Genomic DNA, 17519 nt, shown 5'->3' on the forward strand with positions numbered 1-17519 from the left:
TTTTTTGAAGCGGAAAGGTCGCAGTTGTAGACCTTCCCAGTGGAAAAACGGCAGAGGCTGGCGGAGGAAAAGCCCGCATCCTTCCCGCGCGCGACCTTCCCGGAACCGTCATAAGCGAGACGGGAGGTGTTCACCGCGCAGATGTAGGAGACGCGGATCCCTGCCCGCGCTGCCATCTCCTTTACGCGGCGCTGGATATCCCGTTTTCTCCACAGGGACAGCCTTTGCTTCTTCGGTCCGCGCTTCTTCCCCTGCATCTTGAGGTGTTCAAACACGATGACATCCACGCCGGCCTCTTTTGCATAGGAGACGATCGCAGCCGCTGTCTTTACCGCTATCGCTTCGTTATAATGGTTGATCAGGCGCCACAGGCGCGGGTTTTTACGGTTCCCCTGCTGCTGTGCCTTCTTCACGGTGTTCAACAGTCCATCCATCCGGTCTTTTTCTACCGGGCTGTCGATAAAACGCTGCCCGGTGACAGTTCCATCTTTTTGTACGACTGAACATACCGCATCAGTATTGATACCGAGATCCACCCCAAGGACGGTGGTGACATCCTTATCTTTTTTATACTTCGGGAGGTTCTTGTTCGCCAGGGTATAGGCGACCCGCAGCTCATACCGGTGCCCCCGTTTGGTGAGGACCGGAGGCTTTGCCGACCATCCGGCCATCTGCCGGCATACATACTTCCAGTCGGTCTCCCGGACCCTTACATCCTTCCAGACCCAATCATGCCCGTCAAACAGTTTCAGGCACACCGAGGTCCCGTCCTGCAGGTAGGTGTTCCCCCGGTAAAAACAGGGCATAGCCAGAGGGTTCCGTTTTAAGGATGGCCGCTTTCCCTGCCTGCCCCCGTCTTCCCAGTTTTTAAGCTGGGAATGGTAGGCGAGGATATTGCCTACTGCAGTATTGATGGCATCCCGGCGCAGGTAGGACGGGAACTTGTAAAAGTCCCGGTCGAACTTCGGGTACTCCGCAGGATGGCTCTTTGTGCTGTGGACCAGCCGTTCCATATACTGTTGGCGGTGCTGCTGTGCGGTGACGGTCTTTCCGTTTGCCGTGATATACCCGGTAAGGGGAAGGAGGTCTCCATAATGGAGGTCAGCGATATCCATCAGGTACCTCACGGCAGCACGGTAGATCCGCAGCGTCGCATCGAACACATGGTATGCATTTGTGATCTTTAAGCCGTAAGATACGATAGCCATAGCACTTCCTCCTTTCCCGGCATCCTTTACAATTCATGATAGATACAGTATACTATACCTACCATTAGTTGTAAAGGAGAGTCGTCAATGGATAAACCATTATATAAAACGAACAGACACAGCTGTTATCTTCTGGAGTACCATTTAGTTGTCGTGACAAAATACCGGCATCCCGTATTGGTGGGGAGGATAAAGGAACGGCTCACAGGATTGACTCAGTACATCATAGAAGAATGCTGGGGATGTGAGATCCATGAAGTCAACATGGACAAAGATCATATCCATATATTGTTTGAAGCGAAACCGCAGGTGCAGCTCTCAAAACTGGTGAACAACTATAAGACCGTGACATCCAGGCATCTGCGTAAAGAGTTTGCCGAGGAACTGAAGCCTTATTACTGGAAGCCATATTTCTGGTCGGACAGTTACTTCATATGTTCCGTGAGTGACCGGACGCATGCGGTCATAGCGGCGTACATTAAGAGCCAAGGACGCTAACCCCGCCTAAATCATAGATTGTAGACGGGGTGTGCGCTTATCTATATAATCGAAACATTTTCATCAAAAATAAAATTATGTATGCCATAAATAACACCTCCTTGGAATTAATATGATAAAAGTAGTTCACGGGGATTGGAAAGTAATTCTGAGAGGTAATAAAAGACCCGCCTCTTATGAGGCGGGCTGAAAGGAAAAAAATGTATGAAGTTCGCGTTTTCAACCCATATAGGATTTCTACGCTCATAAATAATATGACGAAAATAGAAATTTTCATTTGGGGAGCAAAAAGAATAATATTCCTCAGATGACAAAAAGGTAAAGAAATAAGACCTGTAATCCTTCATCCATTGGCTTACTGCAATTCAGATGAGTTATCTGCATCATAGAATAATACATTATCTGGACTCTTTTCATTCTGCTTTATTTGGGATTCTGCTTGTGAATCTAAAATTAAGATATCACTTTCCTGTGATCCCATGTATTTTTCCAATATTGATTTTATTTTCGTTTTATAAGACATGCCTTTTATTTCCATAATTTTCTCCAACTTTTAGAACTATTAAGATTAAATGGTGGTAAAACAACTGGTTCTACTCCCGGCTGCGCCGTTAAAAGGGATACCTCGCTTCTTAAATAAGACGTCAGGATGGCGACTGCACTTTTTTGAAGCAGATCCGTTTTTAAGTCGTCTTGAATTTTGTCGACAATAGCGAAATATCCAGTTAAAGATATTTCAAAAATATATTCTTCTGGCTTATTGCCTTCGACAGATAATGTAACCTTATACAAGTCATCGTTCCCTCGCTGAGAAATAGTCGATTTGAATTTCAACCCTAACTTTTTATCAGAATAAAGTCCCAATCTTTTGAATTTGATTTCATCAAAAACTAATTTATTTAATTGTAATACGCTTTTTCCATTTTCCATGATTTTTTCCTTTCTTATTTTATTTGAGATAGATCGGACGAATCAGGTCATGCCTGCAGTTCTTCCCATAACGAATCAAAATCGCATTCGCCATATAACAAATAACGCGAAATAGTTTCATGTAGCTTCTCCGCATTATCTGTATCGAACTCTTTTTCCAGCAGATTGTATAACGCATCCTCTTTTTTCTTTGCTCGCATATAAGCGTTTCTGGTTATTCTCATTTGAAGTCTGAAGTCTTCTTTTGTCAATGATCATACCTCCTTTATCTTTCTTCCGATATTAATATGAGAAAAAAAGGATTTTGCACTTCAATAAAAGAAATGATTTCTTTGAAATAAAGAGAAAGAGGATTGTATCGGAACATTTTTCAGAAAATAAGAAATGAATGATATATTTATAAAAAGCCGCATAAACAAAAAAAACAGCTGTTAAACAGCTGCTTTTCCCATTTGACTGACGTACTTACAATACATTTAATACAAAGTATCAGTTTCCAAGCGTATACAGTACATCTCTGTCTGTGTTAATATGATATATCTTTTTTACGGAAATAACAATTTATTGAAACATGGTAATAATTTAGTATATGAAAGACTACAACAGTCTTCTCGCATTGAAATATTTGTCCTCATCTTTTATTATATAATTATTTTTTCTGTTGCATCATTATATTTTATTGTAATTTCTATTCTCTCACTCATTTGCTTTATATCACTTAAATCAAACTCTATTTTTTTACCGCTTATTAAAAATGTATTTGTATCATAGTCTTCGCGTAACGTTTCTTTATATAATCCAGATTCTATTCTGATATTTATTGAAGAAATTAAAATATCTTTTCCGATGTACTCTAATTCTAACTTACGGTGTGTAGTATTATCCTGATATGTCGCAATCCATTCTTTTCCTGAAATTCTTTCTGTGGATGAAGGGAAATGCAAAACAAAGAATATTATTGCTATAAAAACACATGCAATTAATAACAGAATTATTATACCATTACGATTCCTCATAATATCAACGCCTTTCACCGTGCAAAAAAGAAAAGGCGATTATTTGTAGTAAATTAATATAGAATGATCCAGTCTAATCTTTCAAGACAGTTTTTATATAATTTACAAAACAATCGCCTTTCTATAAAGATATCAAATATTTTTAATAATTCATATAATAAATCTTTTAATAATTAGGATTTATAATATTAAAAAAATAAGAGCATATAAATTCCCGACTTTTAATATGATCACCTAATTTAAAGCATTTGTTACATGTTGATATGATTAACCAACTTATGCTTAAATGTTTTTCCATTAGGACGCTGATACTTAATGATGTACGTACAACCAACGTCGCCCATTCCCGATTGAGGATAAACCGCAACCCAATTAGAAGGTGGTGTTATGGACCATGTTTTTTTACTTGGACTATACGCAGGACTTTCTTTAATTTGATCAATCAAACCGCCTGTCTTTTCTGAAAAGCCACTTTGTGAATATCTAACAAAGTGCTTTTTAATAATAGTCCCATTAGCCCCCTTCATACTATAACCCCCATTAAAAGATGTCATATATATATATAGTTGATTTAGTTTACCTTTCCTCTTCCCATAATAAACACGCGAATATAATTTTATAGTACCACTGTCATCTAAATTCGACTTATAATTATCTCCCTCCTCTAAAGCAGAAACAATTGCTTTTGCATCCGAATTTTCATCCAGAATATAAAGAATGCTATCTTTTCTTATTGCATCTTTGTCTTCTGGTTTAACCAAAGACTGAGCTGATATCGAATATTTTTTTGAAAAAGAAATTACATTATCTGATATATAGTCAATGTTATCCGGGGTAACAATTTCTTTTTCTTTCCAGCTATCATTTACATAATCATTTGTTATGTTCACTTCTTTTGCAAAAATATTCATTGAGCAGAACAAAATTCCAATAAGAAGTATGAATAATCCTCCAATAAAATAATACTTAATATCTTTGTCTTTTGATATCATTTCTTACCTCCAAATTGTACTAAATATAGTTGTCTAACACGTAAAATGTGATACAATATATTTGTCCTCATATTTCCGGTTGTCGTTTATAAAGTAATTTAGCGGGAAAGCTGCCGCATTCATGCGTGCAGATGAACCGCTAACATACTGTATTTATGTCTAACCCTATAAAAGTACTAATTTATACTCACAACAGTGTCAGCATAATGATTCCAGGAATATTCCAGCGGTTTTCCAGAAACCTCAAAAGTTAATCCCCCAGTTATTCCTGTTGAAACATACTTAATATTTCCTCCAATATTCCAAGAGTAATTATTCTTTTCATATGTATGGACATATCTTGATGCAAATACTATTTTCTTTTTTCCTTTTTTTGCTTTTACAAGAGCACTGCAGTGCGCTGATTTTCCTTTAGAAGTTAATTTTACATCTTGCAAATTAAATAACAGTATTCCTTTACTCCTTTGACTACCATCCATATAAGTCGTATTGGTACCAGGTTTGTTACTATAATAAGAAGCTTGTTTTGTCTTCCATTCGACAGAAATTACATCTTCCGTTCCACATGAAGTCGATAAAGGTTTTTGTGCAACCACTTGTGCAGTCAGATAATAAGGGAGTGACCCTCCTCTATGAACGCAATAAAGAGTATGCTTTACATCTGATGAAAGAGATGCTCTGGTTATTGCATTTGAATTTTCTGTTCCTGAAACTTCAACACCTACTTTTTCAAATTCTTTCTGGATATCCGAAAGTGGGATATCATCAGCTACTTTTTCAGCAATTAAATCAATTAAGCTATCATCACTTAAATCATTTATCTCCGATTGAGTAAAACCATATGCTTCATTTTCCTTTGCTAAGACCGTTGATTGAAATATACCAAATGAAAATGTAAACACCATTAATAATATTAAAAGATTTCTCAGTTTATTCATGTTTTTCCCTCCATTTTTGCACTTTCAGTCCATTAATTTTAAAATGGACTTTTATTTGCTTTTCGTTTCTTATCTTTTTTTGTTCCTCCGTATTTTGAAAAATCTGATACCCAAATCGCACTCTATCAGAAAAAACCTGTTTTTCATTCCAGTGCTGCATATGTATGTATTCATCATTTCCTATCATATAACTTATAACTACATTTCCTGTGTAAATTTGTGTCTGTGTTTTTCTGTCACACGTTTCTAAGTTAATAATTGTAAAATTTTTTTTACTTTTCCCTATGAAATCAAAATATACTACCCACTGTCCTTCTTCTTCTCTTGATTTATAAAAATTAATTATTCCGTTGTCATCTTCATATAACTTTTTATTTTGTTCCTCATCATTAATTAAATATAAATCAAAATCAAGTTCCTTATCCAAATCGGTATTCTCTATCACATATTTATCCATATGTGAGATCATTTTTCTATAATTCCAATTTCTTTTTTCGCATATAAAAATCAGAACAAAGATAATACCCAAAATAATACCAATAGGTAAAAATATCCTCTTTTTTATTTTACTCATGGCTAAATCCAATCCTTTCTCAGATATTTCACCCGCTGACATTCGTAAGTTCGGGAAAATTTTGATGTGACGCATTATCAAAAAGTAATATATATCATCAGAAATACCATTATTTACTATTTTATTCGAACATTGGAATCAACCCCCCCTCTCTCATATATTGATATTGAAAAATATAATATCTAAACAGCCTGTATCTGTCAGGCTGTTTTAGCCGCTGTTTTGTTTTTTATCACTTCGGAACCCACCGTCACTGTATACTTCATACGATATGTCCTTCCTTTTGTAACCGTTGTACTTTTTGCTAAGGTTTGCCGACCTTTTCCTTCTTTTGTCCATTGTTTTATCTTCGTCCACGAAGAACCATCTTTTCGTTGCAAAATCATTGTTATAGATACATTTTTTGAAGAAGGGGCACTAACATTTACTGCCAAATTAGCTTGATTTCCAGAAAATGAAAATGAATGGGAAACATTTACTGTACTTTCATATGTCGGTATGATTTCTTCAATTTGGTCGTTTTTTCTTTCTGAAATAGTTGCTGTCTCTCCTTTCATTACTGGCAGACCTAACATCAATACCATTGCTGTTGCAAAAAAAATTGAATAACCTGCTTTTCTCATCTCTTACCTCCAATAAAAAATATAGTAATAAAAAATTAATAGTAACTTTCTCCAAAACAAATGTTTATAGAATAGTTTAATTATCTTGTTCCAATACTCCGGACATAAATATAAACTCTTCTATTTTTTTCTCAGGTTGATTCGATGAAAATTCAAATAAATATCCATCCTTCTCATAAAAAATTGTATTTCTTCTTCCATCTGAAATAGAATAAGCTTCTAGTCCATTCAAATCGATTTTTCGCTTATAACCTTCTTCGTCATCATAAGTTATTGATGTGGTAAATGTCGAAGCATCATTTTGCGTGTAATATATAAAATCATCATTTCCTTTTTCAAAATCAATCACATAATAACCGAATTCTGCATTTTCCTCCTCATATACTACCTGATATCCATCCGGAATCTCTTTCCATTTATAGGCACGGAAAACTTCACCGGTTGTTTCTCCTTCCTGGGAATCAGTCTGCTGTGATGCATCTTCCTGCACAGAGTCAATGGTGACATTATCCGAGAAAAATTGGAGGCGGAGCTGCAGGAGACCTTCCCGGATATCATCGTTGGCGAGCACTGCCATGGACATGGCCGCCAGAAGTATCACGACCACCGCGATATGCCAACGGTGCCTTACATGGAAGAAGCTCCGGCGTGAAGCTCTGCTCCTGTTTTCCCCAGTTGCCGCTTCCTCTTCTTTCCACGGCTGAGAAGAAGCTTCGATAAAGGTATCGTCAATCTGTCCCAGAATATCCAAAAATAAAAATTGATCGTTTTTCATTTCAGATATTTCTCCTTCCTCATGATTTTTTCCAGTTTTTTTCTCGTACGGAATAAATTTGCTTTGACGGCGCTTTCCGAAAGGTCATGCCGTTTTGCCAGTTCTTCCATGGAATCCATGTGCCAATATCTCCGCAGAAAAATATCTCTGTCCCGCTCTTTCAGTGTTTCTAAAAATTCATTCAAAAGCCTGACAAGTTCTTCTTCCGCTTCTTCGTGTTCCAGAGAATGGATAGTCTGCTGATTTAAAATCTCAACCTCTCTGAGAATATCATTCATGTTGTTTATATACATATCCGCCCTTTTTGCCGCATATTTCTTTCTGAGATTACTTATGGCAAAGTTTCTTGTGATGCGCCCCAGAAAGCTTGAGAGTATCGATGGCCGTTTTGGCGGAATCGTATTCCATGCCGCCAGCCAGGTATCGTTGACACATTCTTCGGAATCTTCCTTGCTCATAAGTATTTTCCATGCGATGGCAAAGCAGTAATTGGCATATTTGTTTTCGACTTCCAGCAGTGCGGTCTCATCCCGCTGCCAGAATAGCTCAATGATCTGCACATCTTTCATTATTTTTTTCTCTCCCATATATGGTATTATTATAAACCCTCTTATATATAAAGACGCATTTTTTCGTGAAAAGTTGCATTTTTTATATTTTTTTTTGATATTTTTTTGATGAAGATGTTTCGATTGTATAGACAAGCGCACACCCCGTCTATAATCTTTGTTTTAGAGTTAAAAAAATCCCCCATCCGTTTTGGACAGGGGATAGATATTTGTTTTTCTTTTTTCCTCCTTATTCATCATCACGGACAAGACTCTGAATCTTACCGCCAACAGTATGATCCGTTCCACCACGGTCCACGACCAAGACTCTGAATCTCACCGCCAACTATAAGATCTGTTGGCAGTTCGGAAACTTGTGTGCCATATAAATTTAAGTTTCCTTCGACCGTCAGATTCTTCGGCAGTTTAGAAATTCTTGTATGGCATATATTTAAGAATCCCTTAACTGTCAGTCCTTCCGGTAACTCGGTAATCCAACTATTACTCAAGTCAAGACCTCCGTCTACAGACAAATTCTTCGGCAGTTTCGTGATCCGCGTGTTACATCCGTCAAGGTACCCTCCCACCGTTAAGTCTTCCGGGAGTTCGGTGACCTGGGTGTTATCCAAACTGAGATTACCTCCGACTGACAATCCCTCTGACAGTTTAGTTACTTTCGACCCCGTTAACTTAAGGTCTCCTTTGACTGTCAAATTTTTTGGGACTTGAGTGATTTTAGTACGACTCAGATCAAGATTTCCGTCAATCGTCAAACCTTCTGGCAGTTCCGTGATTCCTGTGCCAAACAGGTCGAGACCACCACCAACTGTTAGATCCGCTGGAATCTCAGTAATGTCACTGTCATTCAAGTAAATCCACTTGCCAACAGTCATTTTCTGTGGCAGTTTGGTGATTTTTGTATACATTAAAGTGATACTTCCGCCGACGGTCAGCCCTTCTGGCAGCTTTGCGATCCGAGAACCATACAGGTTGATCGACCCTTTCACCGTCAGATCCGCCGGAAGTTCAGAGATCCGTGTGTACTCCAAATAGAGATTTCCTTCAACTACCAGCCCTTCCGGTAGTTCTGACAGTTCTTCTGTATAGTTTAAATTAAGGTTTCCTTTCACCTTCATATTTTTTGGAAGGCTTTTTATTTTGCTATGGTACAAAATAGCGTTTCCACCAACTGTCATGCCTTCTGGCAACTCTACATCATTTGAGCGAGCAAGATCAAGATCACCCTCTATTTCTAATCCTTCTGGAAGTCTTGTATACTTCCGGTTGCAATTGAGAAAAAGATTTCCTTCCGTTTCTCTCATTATTTTTTTTGCTTCTTTTAACGTTAATTCCATGTATATACCTCCCTGTATTTGAAATGATTTATAGCTATAATATGAATGCAAAAAAGATTTTTTTTTAAAATCAATATTTCATCTCAGCCTTACTTTGAAATTCTTTACAAACAAAGCTTTTTATAAGATTCGCAAAATATATAAAAAAAGAAAGAAAGTCTCTTTTTTACACATCTTATTATTTTTGTTTTATGATAATATCGAAACAAGGAGGAAAATAATTCATGAGAATCGAACATTCACTTAGCCATGGATTTCCAGAAATACAGTACGTAGAAGGTAATTTGTACAATGACGTATTGGCTTGTATAGTATATGAGTATGATGAGGGGATCCTGCAAATTATTAACATGTTTGCATTGGAAAACAAACAACATTTAGGGATACCATTATTTAACGAACTGTTACTGTATTTATACAAAAATAATTATCCAATCAGCAAAATTACAGGAGAATTATTTTATACTCCCACTCCGTATGATCATTTATTATCCATGGAGTTTTTATATCAATTTCCAAAATACTTATCCGCCCAGTTACCATATCAATTAGAAATTCATGTTAATCGGATTGGTACTTTTCCCATAGATGAAGATGAAGAAGATATGCCTTTTTGGGGACCAGCAGAATATAAACCGACTTATATTCCTTTTTACTATACCGTAAAACACAAAAACTAGCTCCCTTTCCAAAAAAATCTCTTCTTTTTTGAATCTCAGCTATTTATTTTCAAACACAGCCTTTGTACACAAAAAAGGAAGGCATTCCGCCTTCCTATAAAAATAATCTTGCATATTTGGGGTGCCGCATTGGAGATAAGGATATATTTGAAAAAAGAAATGATTTCTTAAAAAGACAACAAGTACCCATGCGTCAGAAAACATTCCCTTTTCTTTTTTTTGCATACATCCATCACCGTTTGCTCACAAATTCATATTATAATATCATCATCAGCCATTAAAGCTGTTTATATATATATTCTCACCTTTTTCTCCCCGACCCGGCAATGGGTCGGTTTTTTGTTGGCTTATAAACAAAAAGAGACGCCGCAAACAGCGTCTACTCTCATAATAATCATTCTACCTCGTATAGATCTACCACAAGATGAGCAGGATCAAATGTTTCTGCAGTCCAAAAAAAAGTACCCGTAGGCTGCATTTCTTCGCCATTTTCATCAATAATCTTCAAATCCGGTCTTTCGATCACCATCGTCACTGGATCGAGTGTGCAGAGACTTCCAGGAACTATCTTATACACACGGCCACTGACCTGTCTTACTTCAACTGCCGCCCATCTTTTTCCAAGGGCTCTCGGTTCAATATTTTTTCGATTCCTATACTGCATTACTTTCTTCCTCTCTATATGATATATGATACATCATTATATCATACAAAAAAAACATCCTAAACCCAAAAAATCCCTGATTATATTTCTTTTTAAACACTTCTTATATTGTGTCAATTGTTTTGCCCTTATTATTTATATATATTCGATTCTTGAATATATTGTTTTAATGATTTTATATATGTTGGTACTTCTTCATCATCAATAATAAAATGTCTATTATCAATATTACGTTGAATTTCTTGTGGATTTCCTTTATCTCTGAATATTTCAGAAAATATTTTAAATTCATCTCTAGTTATAACACTGCCATATAATTGTTTGTCACTTAAAAAATTTTTTAAAGTGTACAAAAATTTATCATAATTTATCCTATATTTCCCATCCAATCTGCATTTATCATAATATTGACTGACTGCTGCATAAAAAATTTCGCCAGCTATATCCAATAAAGCTTCACTTGTTTCTCCATATTTTAATCCACGATAAATTATCCCACTTTCTTTATCATAACACACTTCATTAGATATTTTACTTTGTTCCAACATTGCATATATACATTGTGTCAAAACATAATGAACTGTTTCCTCATCAGTTTCTGGAAAAGACAACAATATTAGATTTTCTAATTCCTCAATACTTATAAATCGTTTACTTTGTTCACTCTGAATATTTTTATCGGAAAATATTGTATTCCCTCTTCTGAGATCATCAATTAATGCTAAAATATATAAATACATAGTTCGATAATCACATGATAATTTACCAAAATTTTGTAGGTAAGAAGAAAAACTCTTGGTCTCTGTTTCAATTGCAGATACTTCTGGTAATGATAATGCTTTTAACAAAAATTCTTTAAAATCTTCTGACAAAATCATATCTGTACTTTCTAAAAAACAAGAATCAAAATTATAATCCTGATATCGATTTGAAAACATTATTTCTCTATTTAATATTGTTGTTAAAAATTTTTTAAAGTTTATCCCAATATATTTACTAAAACAATAAACAACCGCTCTATATTGAGCTATCGCTAAAGACTGTTTCCAATCGTCTCTATTTTTTTTCTCAAGTTCTTTATAATTTTTCACACAATTTAAGTATTTTGTACCAGTGTATAATAATGTAAATATTTTATCCAATTCATCATAATTAATTGATTTTAAAATGGCAAATGGCAAAACAATGATATGATATCCTTCCGCACATTCTGTTATCTGCAGTCTAACAACTAAATCGAAAATAAAATTATGCTGAATTTTTACTAATCGATTATTATTCATAACCATTATAGCGTTGTATATATCATTAAGCATATATCCCGATTGGTTACATGGTATATACCTCCACATTTCATTTCCTTTTTTTAGTGTTGCTGATTTCATGAGCTGTCACCAGACTGCTCTCATGAGTTGTCTTTAAACTGCTAAGTTTACTGTCACCGTGATGGTTGATGTATGGGCCGTCCGGATTCCGGACGGCACCTTCTCTATCCGGTTACGGTTCCAAGCATTTCGTGTTCCACTACATACTTGATCATGTAATCATCGATCAGCCGTTTTTGCTGTTGGAACGCATACATGAGCGATTTCTCGCACACCCGGTTGATCATTCTCGGAATTCCGGCTGAAGCCTTATGGATCTCGTCCATTGCTTTGGTTGTAAAGATCTCCTGGTTGCATTCCGCATAATCCATATGGCTTTTGACATACTGTTCTGTCTCTGCCCGGTCCAGATGTGGGAGTGTACAGTACATATCGATCCGCTGGCGGATCGCCGCATACCGCTGAAGTTTCAGCTTGCTGTCCCACAGTTCTGTCTGTCCCACGAGCACGACGGCCATGGGACTTACAGAATCGAACCTGTAGTTCAGAAGGAAACGGAATTCCTCCAGTGTTTCTTTCTCCAGCAGGTGCGCCTCATCCAGAATGCATACCACTTTTTTATGCTGGACACCGTGGATGATCTCGATCTGCTGTTGGAGCTGGCGTTTGGAATCGCCACGGTAGAACCGTGCTTCCAGCCCCAGCTGGTCCAGCATCCCCTTATAAAACCACCGTGGGGTCAGCTTGGAATCAGAAAGATACAGGATGATATATTCTTCCCTCGGAAGTTCCGAATAAAACCTGCGGATCAAAGTGGATTTTCCACAGCCGGGATCTGCTGTTACGACCGCAAACATCTGCCGGTCCGCTACATAGCAGAGCCTGCCGAGCGTTTCCCGGAATGCATCAGACTCATAGAGTTTTTCAGCTGGGATATCACGGACAAAGGGGGTATGCTCCATTCCAAAGAAGGATTCATACATGATCATCCACCTCCTTCCGATAGGAAGCAAAGGAGATTGCATCGGCCATCTGGCGGGTCGATTCCGAATGTTTCTTTTCCAGTGCATCAAGGAAGCGCGAGGTTGTCGGAGTCTGTTCCTGCATCGCAGCAGGAAGTGTTGGGTTCTTATCACAGAACTCGCCAATCCTGACCGGCTGTGCGGTAAACGGCTCGTATCCTGGATAACTTACCGTAATGGTTTCGGGAGCTGCAGGATCATAGGAGATCTCAACCTTATATCCGATCAGGGCCGGTTTCGTTTCATACTTTCTGCCCCTGAAACTGATACAGGCGCCCTTGTCCACTTTACGTGTCTCATGGTGCAGAAATGCTTCGGATACAACAGAGACATCCAGATAGGTGAGGGGACGGCTGTCACGGTTCCATTCCTGAAGGGGAGTGATCCCTGATTCCGGGACTGCCGCACCAAGGCTTTCGTAGTATTCGCTGATCCCTTCATGGGGCTTTTGATGATAGTACGCATCAAGGAACACGGCCCACAGCCGGTTCAGCTCTTCCAGAGTTTTGATGTTTTTTAGTTTTGCCTCCCGGTTAAACATATCCACTACCTGATGGAACTTTTCAATCTTCCCTTTGCTTTTGCCGCTCCGCGGTCTTGCATGGAGAACCCGGATCCCCAGTCTTGAAAGAGAGAGCCTGATCTGTCTGGCGATATACTGGGAACCGTTATCAAAGTAGCAGGCATCAAACTTTCCGTATCGGAGGATCGCCTGGCGGAACGTATCCTCAACAATGGCTTCCTCCTGGCTGGCATAGAAACGGGAAGCCAACAGTAGGCGGGAATGGTCATCGATTGCGGAGGAAAGATACGTCTGTACTCTGGCGCCATTTTTCCCAATCGGAAGTTTCGGACCGTACTTGATATCCCCCTGTACCAGCATCATACGGTGCGGTTTGCAGAAACGTTTGGAAGAACTTTCCCGCGCATCGCGGTACATCTGCATCTGTTCCCTTCCGTAACCAGCCCGGTACAGGTGCCGTTCCAGAGTGGAGCGTTTCAGGACTCCCGGCGCAGCATAGCCTTCCAGTTCCAGGATGCAGATGATCTGTGCGACAGACCGCTCCGGGACTTCCTTACGGAGCTGGATCGCCTGCTCAAGCAGAAGATCAAAGTTTTCCGGAAGCTTCTGTGAACGGCGTTTTTCGCGTGCGGCTGGTTTTAAGCCGGCAAACTGTCCTTCACGGTAGGCCTTTTCATAGCGGTAGATGGACCGGACGGAAATATCATTGTCCTGAGCAATCTGTTTCCGGAGCTGCAGCCTCTTTGCATCGTCCAGATCTTCCTGAAGCAGCGGCGCAATCAGCTGGAACCGGGAAAGGGCTTCCTGTTCCTGCCATTGTTTGATTCTGTTTGTATTGGTATTCATATATAGTGACCTCCTTCTGAGACCACTATACCTACTGGCCCGGTGACAGACGAATCAAAACAGGTGCAATAGCATCACCATGGTACAGCAGGTAAAAAGCCGCCGCTGTTGTAGATGATACGGAGGATACGCTCCAGCCAGTCCTGATGTGTTTGGCGTATGGTATCGAGCAGTGACGCATGGGAGAAAAGAAGTTCTTCTCCCAATCCAAGTATCCGGTATCCGGCATTGCGCAGGAATCCTTCAATATTTGCGAGGTTCATCCGAAACCACTGGAGCCATCGTAACATGGTCAGCAGGGAAGGAGAGTCTTCCGAATCAGCATCCTCCGATGTTACGATCCCGTCGAGCACGCCGGAGATCACCTCGGCTTCATAATGCTTGTGGGGTACAAGGCAATCAGGAAGCTCGTTGTGATGTCGGTGGCATTCCGTACAGCGGAGCCTGCGGATCATAAGATACTCTTTCACGCCGCCTTCCTTCTTCCGGATACGTAGTCTGGTATCGCGATACTTCAAAGTACCGCTACAGACGGGGCAGACAGGGGTGTCATCACTGCTCATAACAAAAAACACCGGAGTCCGCCTTGTAGGTCAGTGTGTATTCTGATATAATAACCATGGTTTTTATAACCGGGTCTCAGAGTACACGACTTTCCAGGGAGGGTGCTCTGAGACTTTTTCTTTCTGTAGTCTTATGACAGTATACAGAGCAATCCGCTGACAGGCAAGTAGATCATAAATATGCTATTTTAAGAAATCAACAACATTTTAGTTTTTGGAATTCTTCCTCAGAAACTTCAATATATAATTTATCATTCCTTTCGCAAAGAAGTGGTAATTCAATGGCGTAAGGGATATCCTCCTGATGTAAGATTAACATTTCTTGACAACAAAATTTTAAAATATCATTAGCACTCTTCTTTAACTCATAATGATAATTTATATTATTAAACTGCTTTAATAGATTTATCTCCGCATTTCTTTCAAAGTCTTCATCCTTCATAAAAATATATGGTATAATTCTTTTGGGGCTTGCTTTTTTTTGAATAAGTTTATAAACATCTGCCAAATGTCTACCCGTCGTAATAGTATCATCCACCAAACATATAGTCTGAGTTTTAAATAGCGAAGGATCCAAGCTCTTCATTAAATAACGATCTGAATAAATTTTATAATATCCAGTATCTATTAATCGTTTTTCCTCAAATAATAAAAAAAGAGCATATGCTTTTCTACTTATAAAAATGACGGTTTCCCATTCTTGTACACGTTCTCCCTTTTCGTTATTTTTAAAAATATCCGAAAAAAAACAACATAATTCTTCGTAATAATCTTCCTTAATGAAATTCTCCCAATTATATAGCTTGTGTTGCACTTTTGCTCCTTCCTTTTCCAAAAATATGGTAAAAAGCACTCATAAGAGGTCTGCTGCGCTCGCTTCTCATCTCTTGTTATTTTTTGTCTTCTTTATTTTTTATAATATGAAAAAGAAGATGCATGCGCCGCATGCATCTCCCCGTAAATTAAGAATGTATCATGTCAATTTACTTCCAGCCGATAATAAATTATTCTAAAATGCGACCATAAAAGGTCTGTTGCGGACGCTCTTCATTGTATGTGGTGAATGGCAATGTCACGCCTTCATTGTGCAGAAAGCAACAAAATTCATAATCACATGTTTCTGGATATATTCTCTTGTTGGGAACACATCTAGCTGCGGAAAAAACGGGAAGTTCTATCAAATCTCCTCTATATTTATAACGCACAATATGGACTTTTTCATCCTTAATATACACATGAAAGGTTTGCCTATCACATGTATATCCATAGATTAAAGTCCTGTCCTCTGTAGAGAGGTCTGTGTCAATTTTGCTGTCAGCCGGCAGTTTTATTAAAAATTCGTATTGTTCCTTTGTCATTTTGTTTACCTTTTACCTTTCTTTTTCTTCTTGCAAATTATACAGAAGTTCTTTTAATTTTTCAACGTGTTAGTTTGTTTTTGCAAACAATAACACATTCCCTGCGGCGGACGTAATATAGATGTCCCATTTTCATAAGAAAATTCTGAAATGTCTACAGGAATTTCAAATGCCTTCGGTTTGCAAAGCCATACTGCATAATCACAATCAGTCTGAAATCCAATTTCCTCCATATATTTAGAAAAACGAGACGATCTGAACCATCCCTCTTTTGGATTTGGCTTCTTGCCAGTTTGTGCGCACCAAAAATAGTATAGCCACTGGATAAAATTATTTCTTTCTTTCGCAAGCTGATGCGAAAAATGTTCCGGTCCAGGAGATATATTGTACGAAAGCTTATGCATCCATGCCATATCTGCTTCCCCAATCACCTTTCCTCTGCCGCCTTTCCTTTTCGTCTCATAAATATAAAAATGGATATCATCCGAATCTTTGTAAAAATTTTTTATAGCATTGAGAACTTTCTTCCTGAATTCGACTGGCTTTTTTTCATTAATGATCATCTCCGCATACGGGGGATTAATACTTAACATAATATATTTCACAATCATCCTTCTTTCTTTGCTTTTTATAATATGAAAAAAAGATATACGCGCTGCATGCACATGTCAATTTATTTCCAACCGGTAATTTCCCGTAATAAATCCATCTGCAACAACTGATGAATATGGTTCCGGTTTGAAGCCATGTTTTAAACAAAAGGAAGCCAGTTCTTTTGTTAGCACGGACTGTGCAATAATAAAATGAATTGAGTTTTCTTTACAATACTCAATCAAATATTTTAAAATAGCACTCATTGTACCCTTTCGCTTATTTATAAAGCAAACCCTGGAAATGATCAATCCAAAGTCACCCAGAAAACTTAATCGTAACTCAACTTCAAAATGAGAGGACGCTATCCAAATTCCTGCGATTTCTTTATTACATTCAAGGTCTACATCTTCATTTTCACGAATAATATTCATTAAATCTTCTATTTCACTATCTTTGAATACCTTTCTGTTAATTCTTCCCATAGTCA

Annotated in this window: 23 protein-coding genes; 2 read left to right on the forward strand and 21 right to left on the reverse strand. The window is 38.2% G+C overall.

Translation table 11 applies throughout. From position 1 onward, the window contains the following. On the reverse strand, window positions 1–1208 hold a 1208-nt coding region (locus B5F87_RS13490), incomplete at its 3' end, for an IS200/IS605 family accessory protein TnpB-related protein (RefSeq protein ID WP_087281898.1). 87 nt (window positions 1209–1295) lie between these two features. Here B5F87_RS13490 and tnpA point away from each other — a divergent pair. Continuing rightward, on the forward strand, window positions 1296–1706 hold the full coding sequence (gene tnpA / locus B5F87_RS13495) for an IS200/IS605 family transposase (RefSeq protein ID WP_087281899.1): 411 nt from the start codon (window positions 1296–1298) through the stop codon (window positions 1704–1706). Between the two features lie 355 nt (window positions 1707–2061). On the opposite strand, the gene B5F87_RS13500 is transcribed toward tnpA, so the two are convergent. The 11 genes from B5F87_RS13500 to B5F87_RS13550 form a co-directional block, all read right to left on the reverse strand. Next, window positions 2062–2244: a hypothetical protein gene (locus tag B5F87_RS13500; RefSeq protein ID WP_087281901.1), complete on the reverse strand. Its 183-nt coding sequence runs from the start codon at window positions 2242–2244 to the stop codon at window positions 2062–2064. After that, window positions 2235–2636, reverse strand: a complete 402-nt coding sequence (locus tag B5F87_RS13505; RefSeq protein ID WP_087281903.1) for a protein-export chaperone SecB — start codon at window positions 2634–2636, stop codon at window positions 2235–2237. Before B5F87_RS13505 ends, B5F87_RS13500 begins: the two co-directional genes overlap by 10 nt. A gap of 47 nt (window positions 2637–2683) precedes the next feature. Beyond that, window positions 2684–2887 carry a hypothetical protein gene (locus B5F87_RS13510; RefSeq protein WP_087281905.1) on the reverse strand — a complete coding sequence of 68 codons (204 nt, stop codon included), beginning with the start codon at window positions 2885–2887 and terminating at the stop codon, window positions 2684–2686. Window positions 2888–3277: 390 nt separating this feature from the next. Beyond that, window positions 3278–3652, reverse strand: a complete 375-nt coding sequence (locus B5F87_RS13515) for a hypothetical protein (protein WP_087281907.1) — start codon at window positions 3650–3652, stop codon at window positions 3278–3280. Window positions 3653–3903: 251 nt separating this feature from the next. Beyond that, window positions 3904–4644, reverse strand: a complete 741-nt coding sequence (locus B5F87_RS13520; protein WP_087281909.1) for a hypothetical protein — start codon at window positions 4642–4644, stop codon at window positions 3904–3906. 176 nt (window positions 4645–4820) lie between these two features. Then, entirely contained in the window at window positions 4821–5582 is a 762-nt protein-coding gene (locus B5F87_RS13525) for a hypothetical protein (RefSeq protein ID WP_087281911.1), read from the reverse strand. Continuing rightward, window positions 5575–6156: a hypothetical protein gene (locus B5F87_RS13530; protein ID WP_087281913.1), complete on the reverse strand. Its 582-nt coding sequence runs from the start codon at window positions 6154–6156 to the stop codon at window positions 5575–5577. The genes B5F87_RS13525 and B5F87_RS13530 overlap by 8 nt, the downstream gene beginning before the upstream one ends. Window positions 6157–6356: 200 nt before the next feature. Further along, on the reverse strand, window positions 6357–6779 hold the full coding sequence (locus tag B5F87_RS13535; protein ID WP_087281915.1) for a hypothetical protein: 423 nt from the start codon (window positions 6777–6779) through the stop codon (window positions 6357–6359). Window positions 6780–6855: 76 nt separating this feature from the next. Continuing rightward, the gene (locus tag B5F87_RS13540) at window positions 6856–7554 is read right to left on the reverse strand and encodes a DUF4367 domain-containing protein (RefSeq protein ID WP_087281917.1); all 699 of its coding nucleotides are present in this window, start codon (window positions 7552–7554) and stop codon (window positions 6856–6858) included. Continuing rightward, window positions 7551–8123, reverse strand: coding sequence for a sigma-70 family RNA polymerase sigma factor (locus B5F87_RS13545; protein ID WP_087282049.1), 573 nt, complete (start codon window positions 8121–8123; stop codon window positions 7551–7553). The genes B5F87_RS13540 and B5F87_RS13545 overlap by 4 nt, the downstream gene beginning before the upstream one ends. A gap of 260 nt (window positions 8124–8383) precedes the next feature. Further along, window positions 8384–9457, reverse strand: a complete 1074-nt coding sequence (locus B5F87_RS13550) for a hypothetical protein (RefSeq protein ID WP_087281919.1) — start codon at window positions 9455–9457, stop codon at window positions 8384–8386. Window positions 9458–9681: 224 nt separating this feature from the next. Between B5F87_RS13550 and B5F87_RS13555 the strand changes: the two genes are divergently transcribed. Then, entirely contained in the window at window positions 9682–10137 is a 456-nt protein-coding gene (locus B5F87_RS13555) for a hypothetical protein (RefSeq protein WP_087281921.1), read from the forward strand. A 394-nt stretch (window positions 10138–10531) separates the two neighbouring features. Here B5F87_RS13555 and B5F87_RS13560 read toward each other — a convergent pair whose 3' ends face one another. The 9 genes from B5F87_RS13560 to B5F87_RS13600 form a co-directional block, all read right to left on the reverse strand. Then, complete coding sequence (locus tag B5F87_RS13560) at window positions 10532–10801, reverse strand: hypothetical protein (RefSeq protein WP_087281923.1); 270 nt, start codon at window positions 10799–10801, stop codon at window positions 10532–10534. 131 nt (window positions 10802–10932) lie between these two features. Continuing rightward, window positions 10933–12186 carry a hypothetical protein gene (locus B5F87_RS13565; protein WP_143405256.1) on the reverse strand — a complete coding sequence of 418 codons (1254 nt, stop codon included), beginning with the start codon at window positions 12184–12186 and terminating at the stop codon, window positions 10933–10935. 104 nt (window positions 12187–12290) lie between these two features. Further along, the gene (locus tag B5F87_RS13570; RefSeq protein ID WP_087281926.1) at window positions 12291–13109 is read right to left on the reverse strand and encodes an AAA family ATPase; all 819 of its coding nucleotides are present in this window, start codon (window positions 13107–13109) and stop codon (window positions 12291–12293) included. After that, a complete protein-coding gene (locus B5F87_RS13575) occupies window positions 13102–14517 on the reverse strand; it encodes a DDE-type integrase/transposase/recombinase (RefSeq protein ID WP_087281929.1) in 1416 nt (471 codons plus the stop codon). Before B5F87_RS13575 ends, B5F87_RS13570 begins: the two co-directional genes overlap by 8 nt. A gap of 74 nt (window positions 14518–14591) precedes the next feature. Next, window positions 14592–15080, reverse strand: coding sequence for a DUF6431 domain-containing protein (locus B5F87_RS13580; protein ID WP_158097054.1), 489 nt, complete (start codon window positions 15078–15080; stop codon window positions 14592–14594). Between the two features lie 196 nt (window positions 15081–15276). Then, window positions 15277–15933 carry a hypothetical protein gene (locus tag B5F87_RS13585; RefSeq protein ID WP_087281933.1) on the reverse strand — a complete coding sequence of 219 codons (657 nt, stop codon included), beginning with the start codon at window positions 15931–15933 and terminating at the stop codon, window positions 15277–15279. A gap of 151 nt (window positions 15934–16084) precedes the next feature. Beyond that, window positions 16085–16438, reverse strand: a complete 354-nt coding sequence (locus B5F87_RS13590) for a hypothetical protein (RefSeq protein WP_087281936.1) — start codon at window positions 16436–16438, stop codon at window positions 16085–16087. 53 nt (window positions 16439–16491) lie between these two features. Continuing rightward, complete coding sequence (locus B5F87_RS13595; protein WP_143405257.1) at window positions 16492–17043, reverse strand: hypothetical protein; 552 nt, start codon at window positions 17041–17043, stop codon at window positions 16492–16494. A 63-nt stretch (window positions 17044–17106) separates the two neighbouring features. Then, window positions 17107–17514 (reverse strand): GNAT family N-acetyltransferase, encoded by a 408-nt coding sequence (locus tag B5F87_RS13600; RefSeq protein ID WP_143405258.1) that lies wholly within the window; start codon window positions 17512–17514, stop codon window positions 17107–17109. Window positions 17515–17519 lie beyond the last annotated feature (5 nt).

This window comes from Eubacterium sp. An3 (genome assembly GCF_002159465.1).
Lineage (GTDB): Bacteria > Bacillota > Clostridia > Lachnospirales > Lachnospiraceae > Anaerobutyricum > Anaerobutyricum stercoris.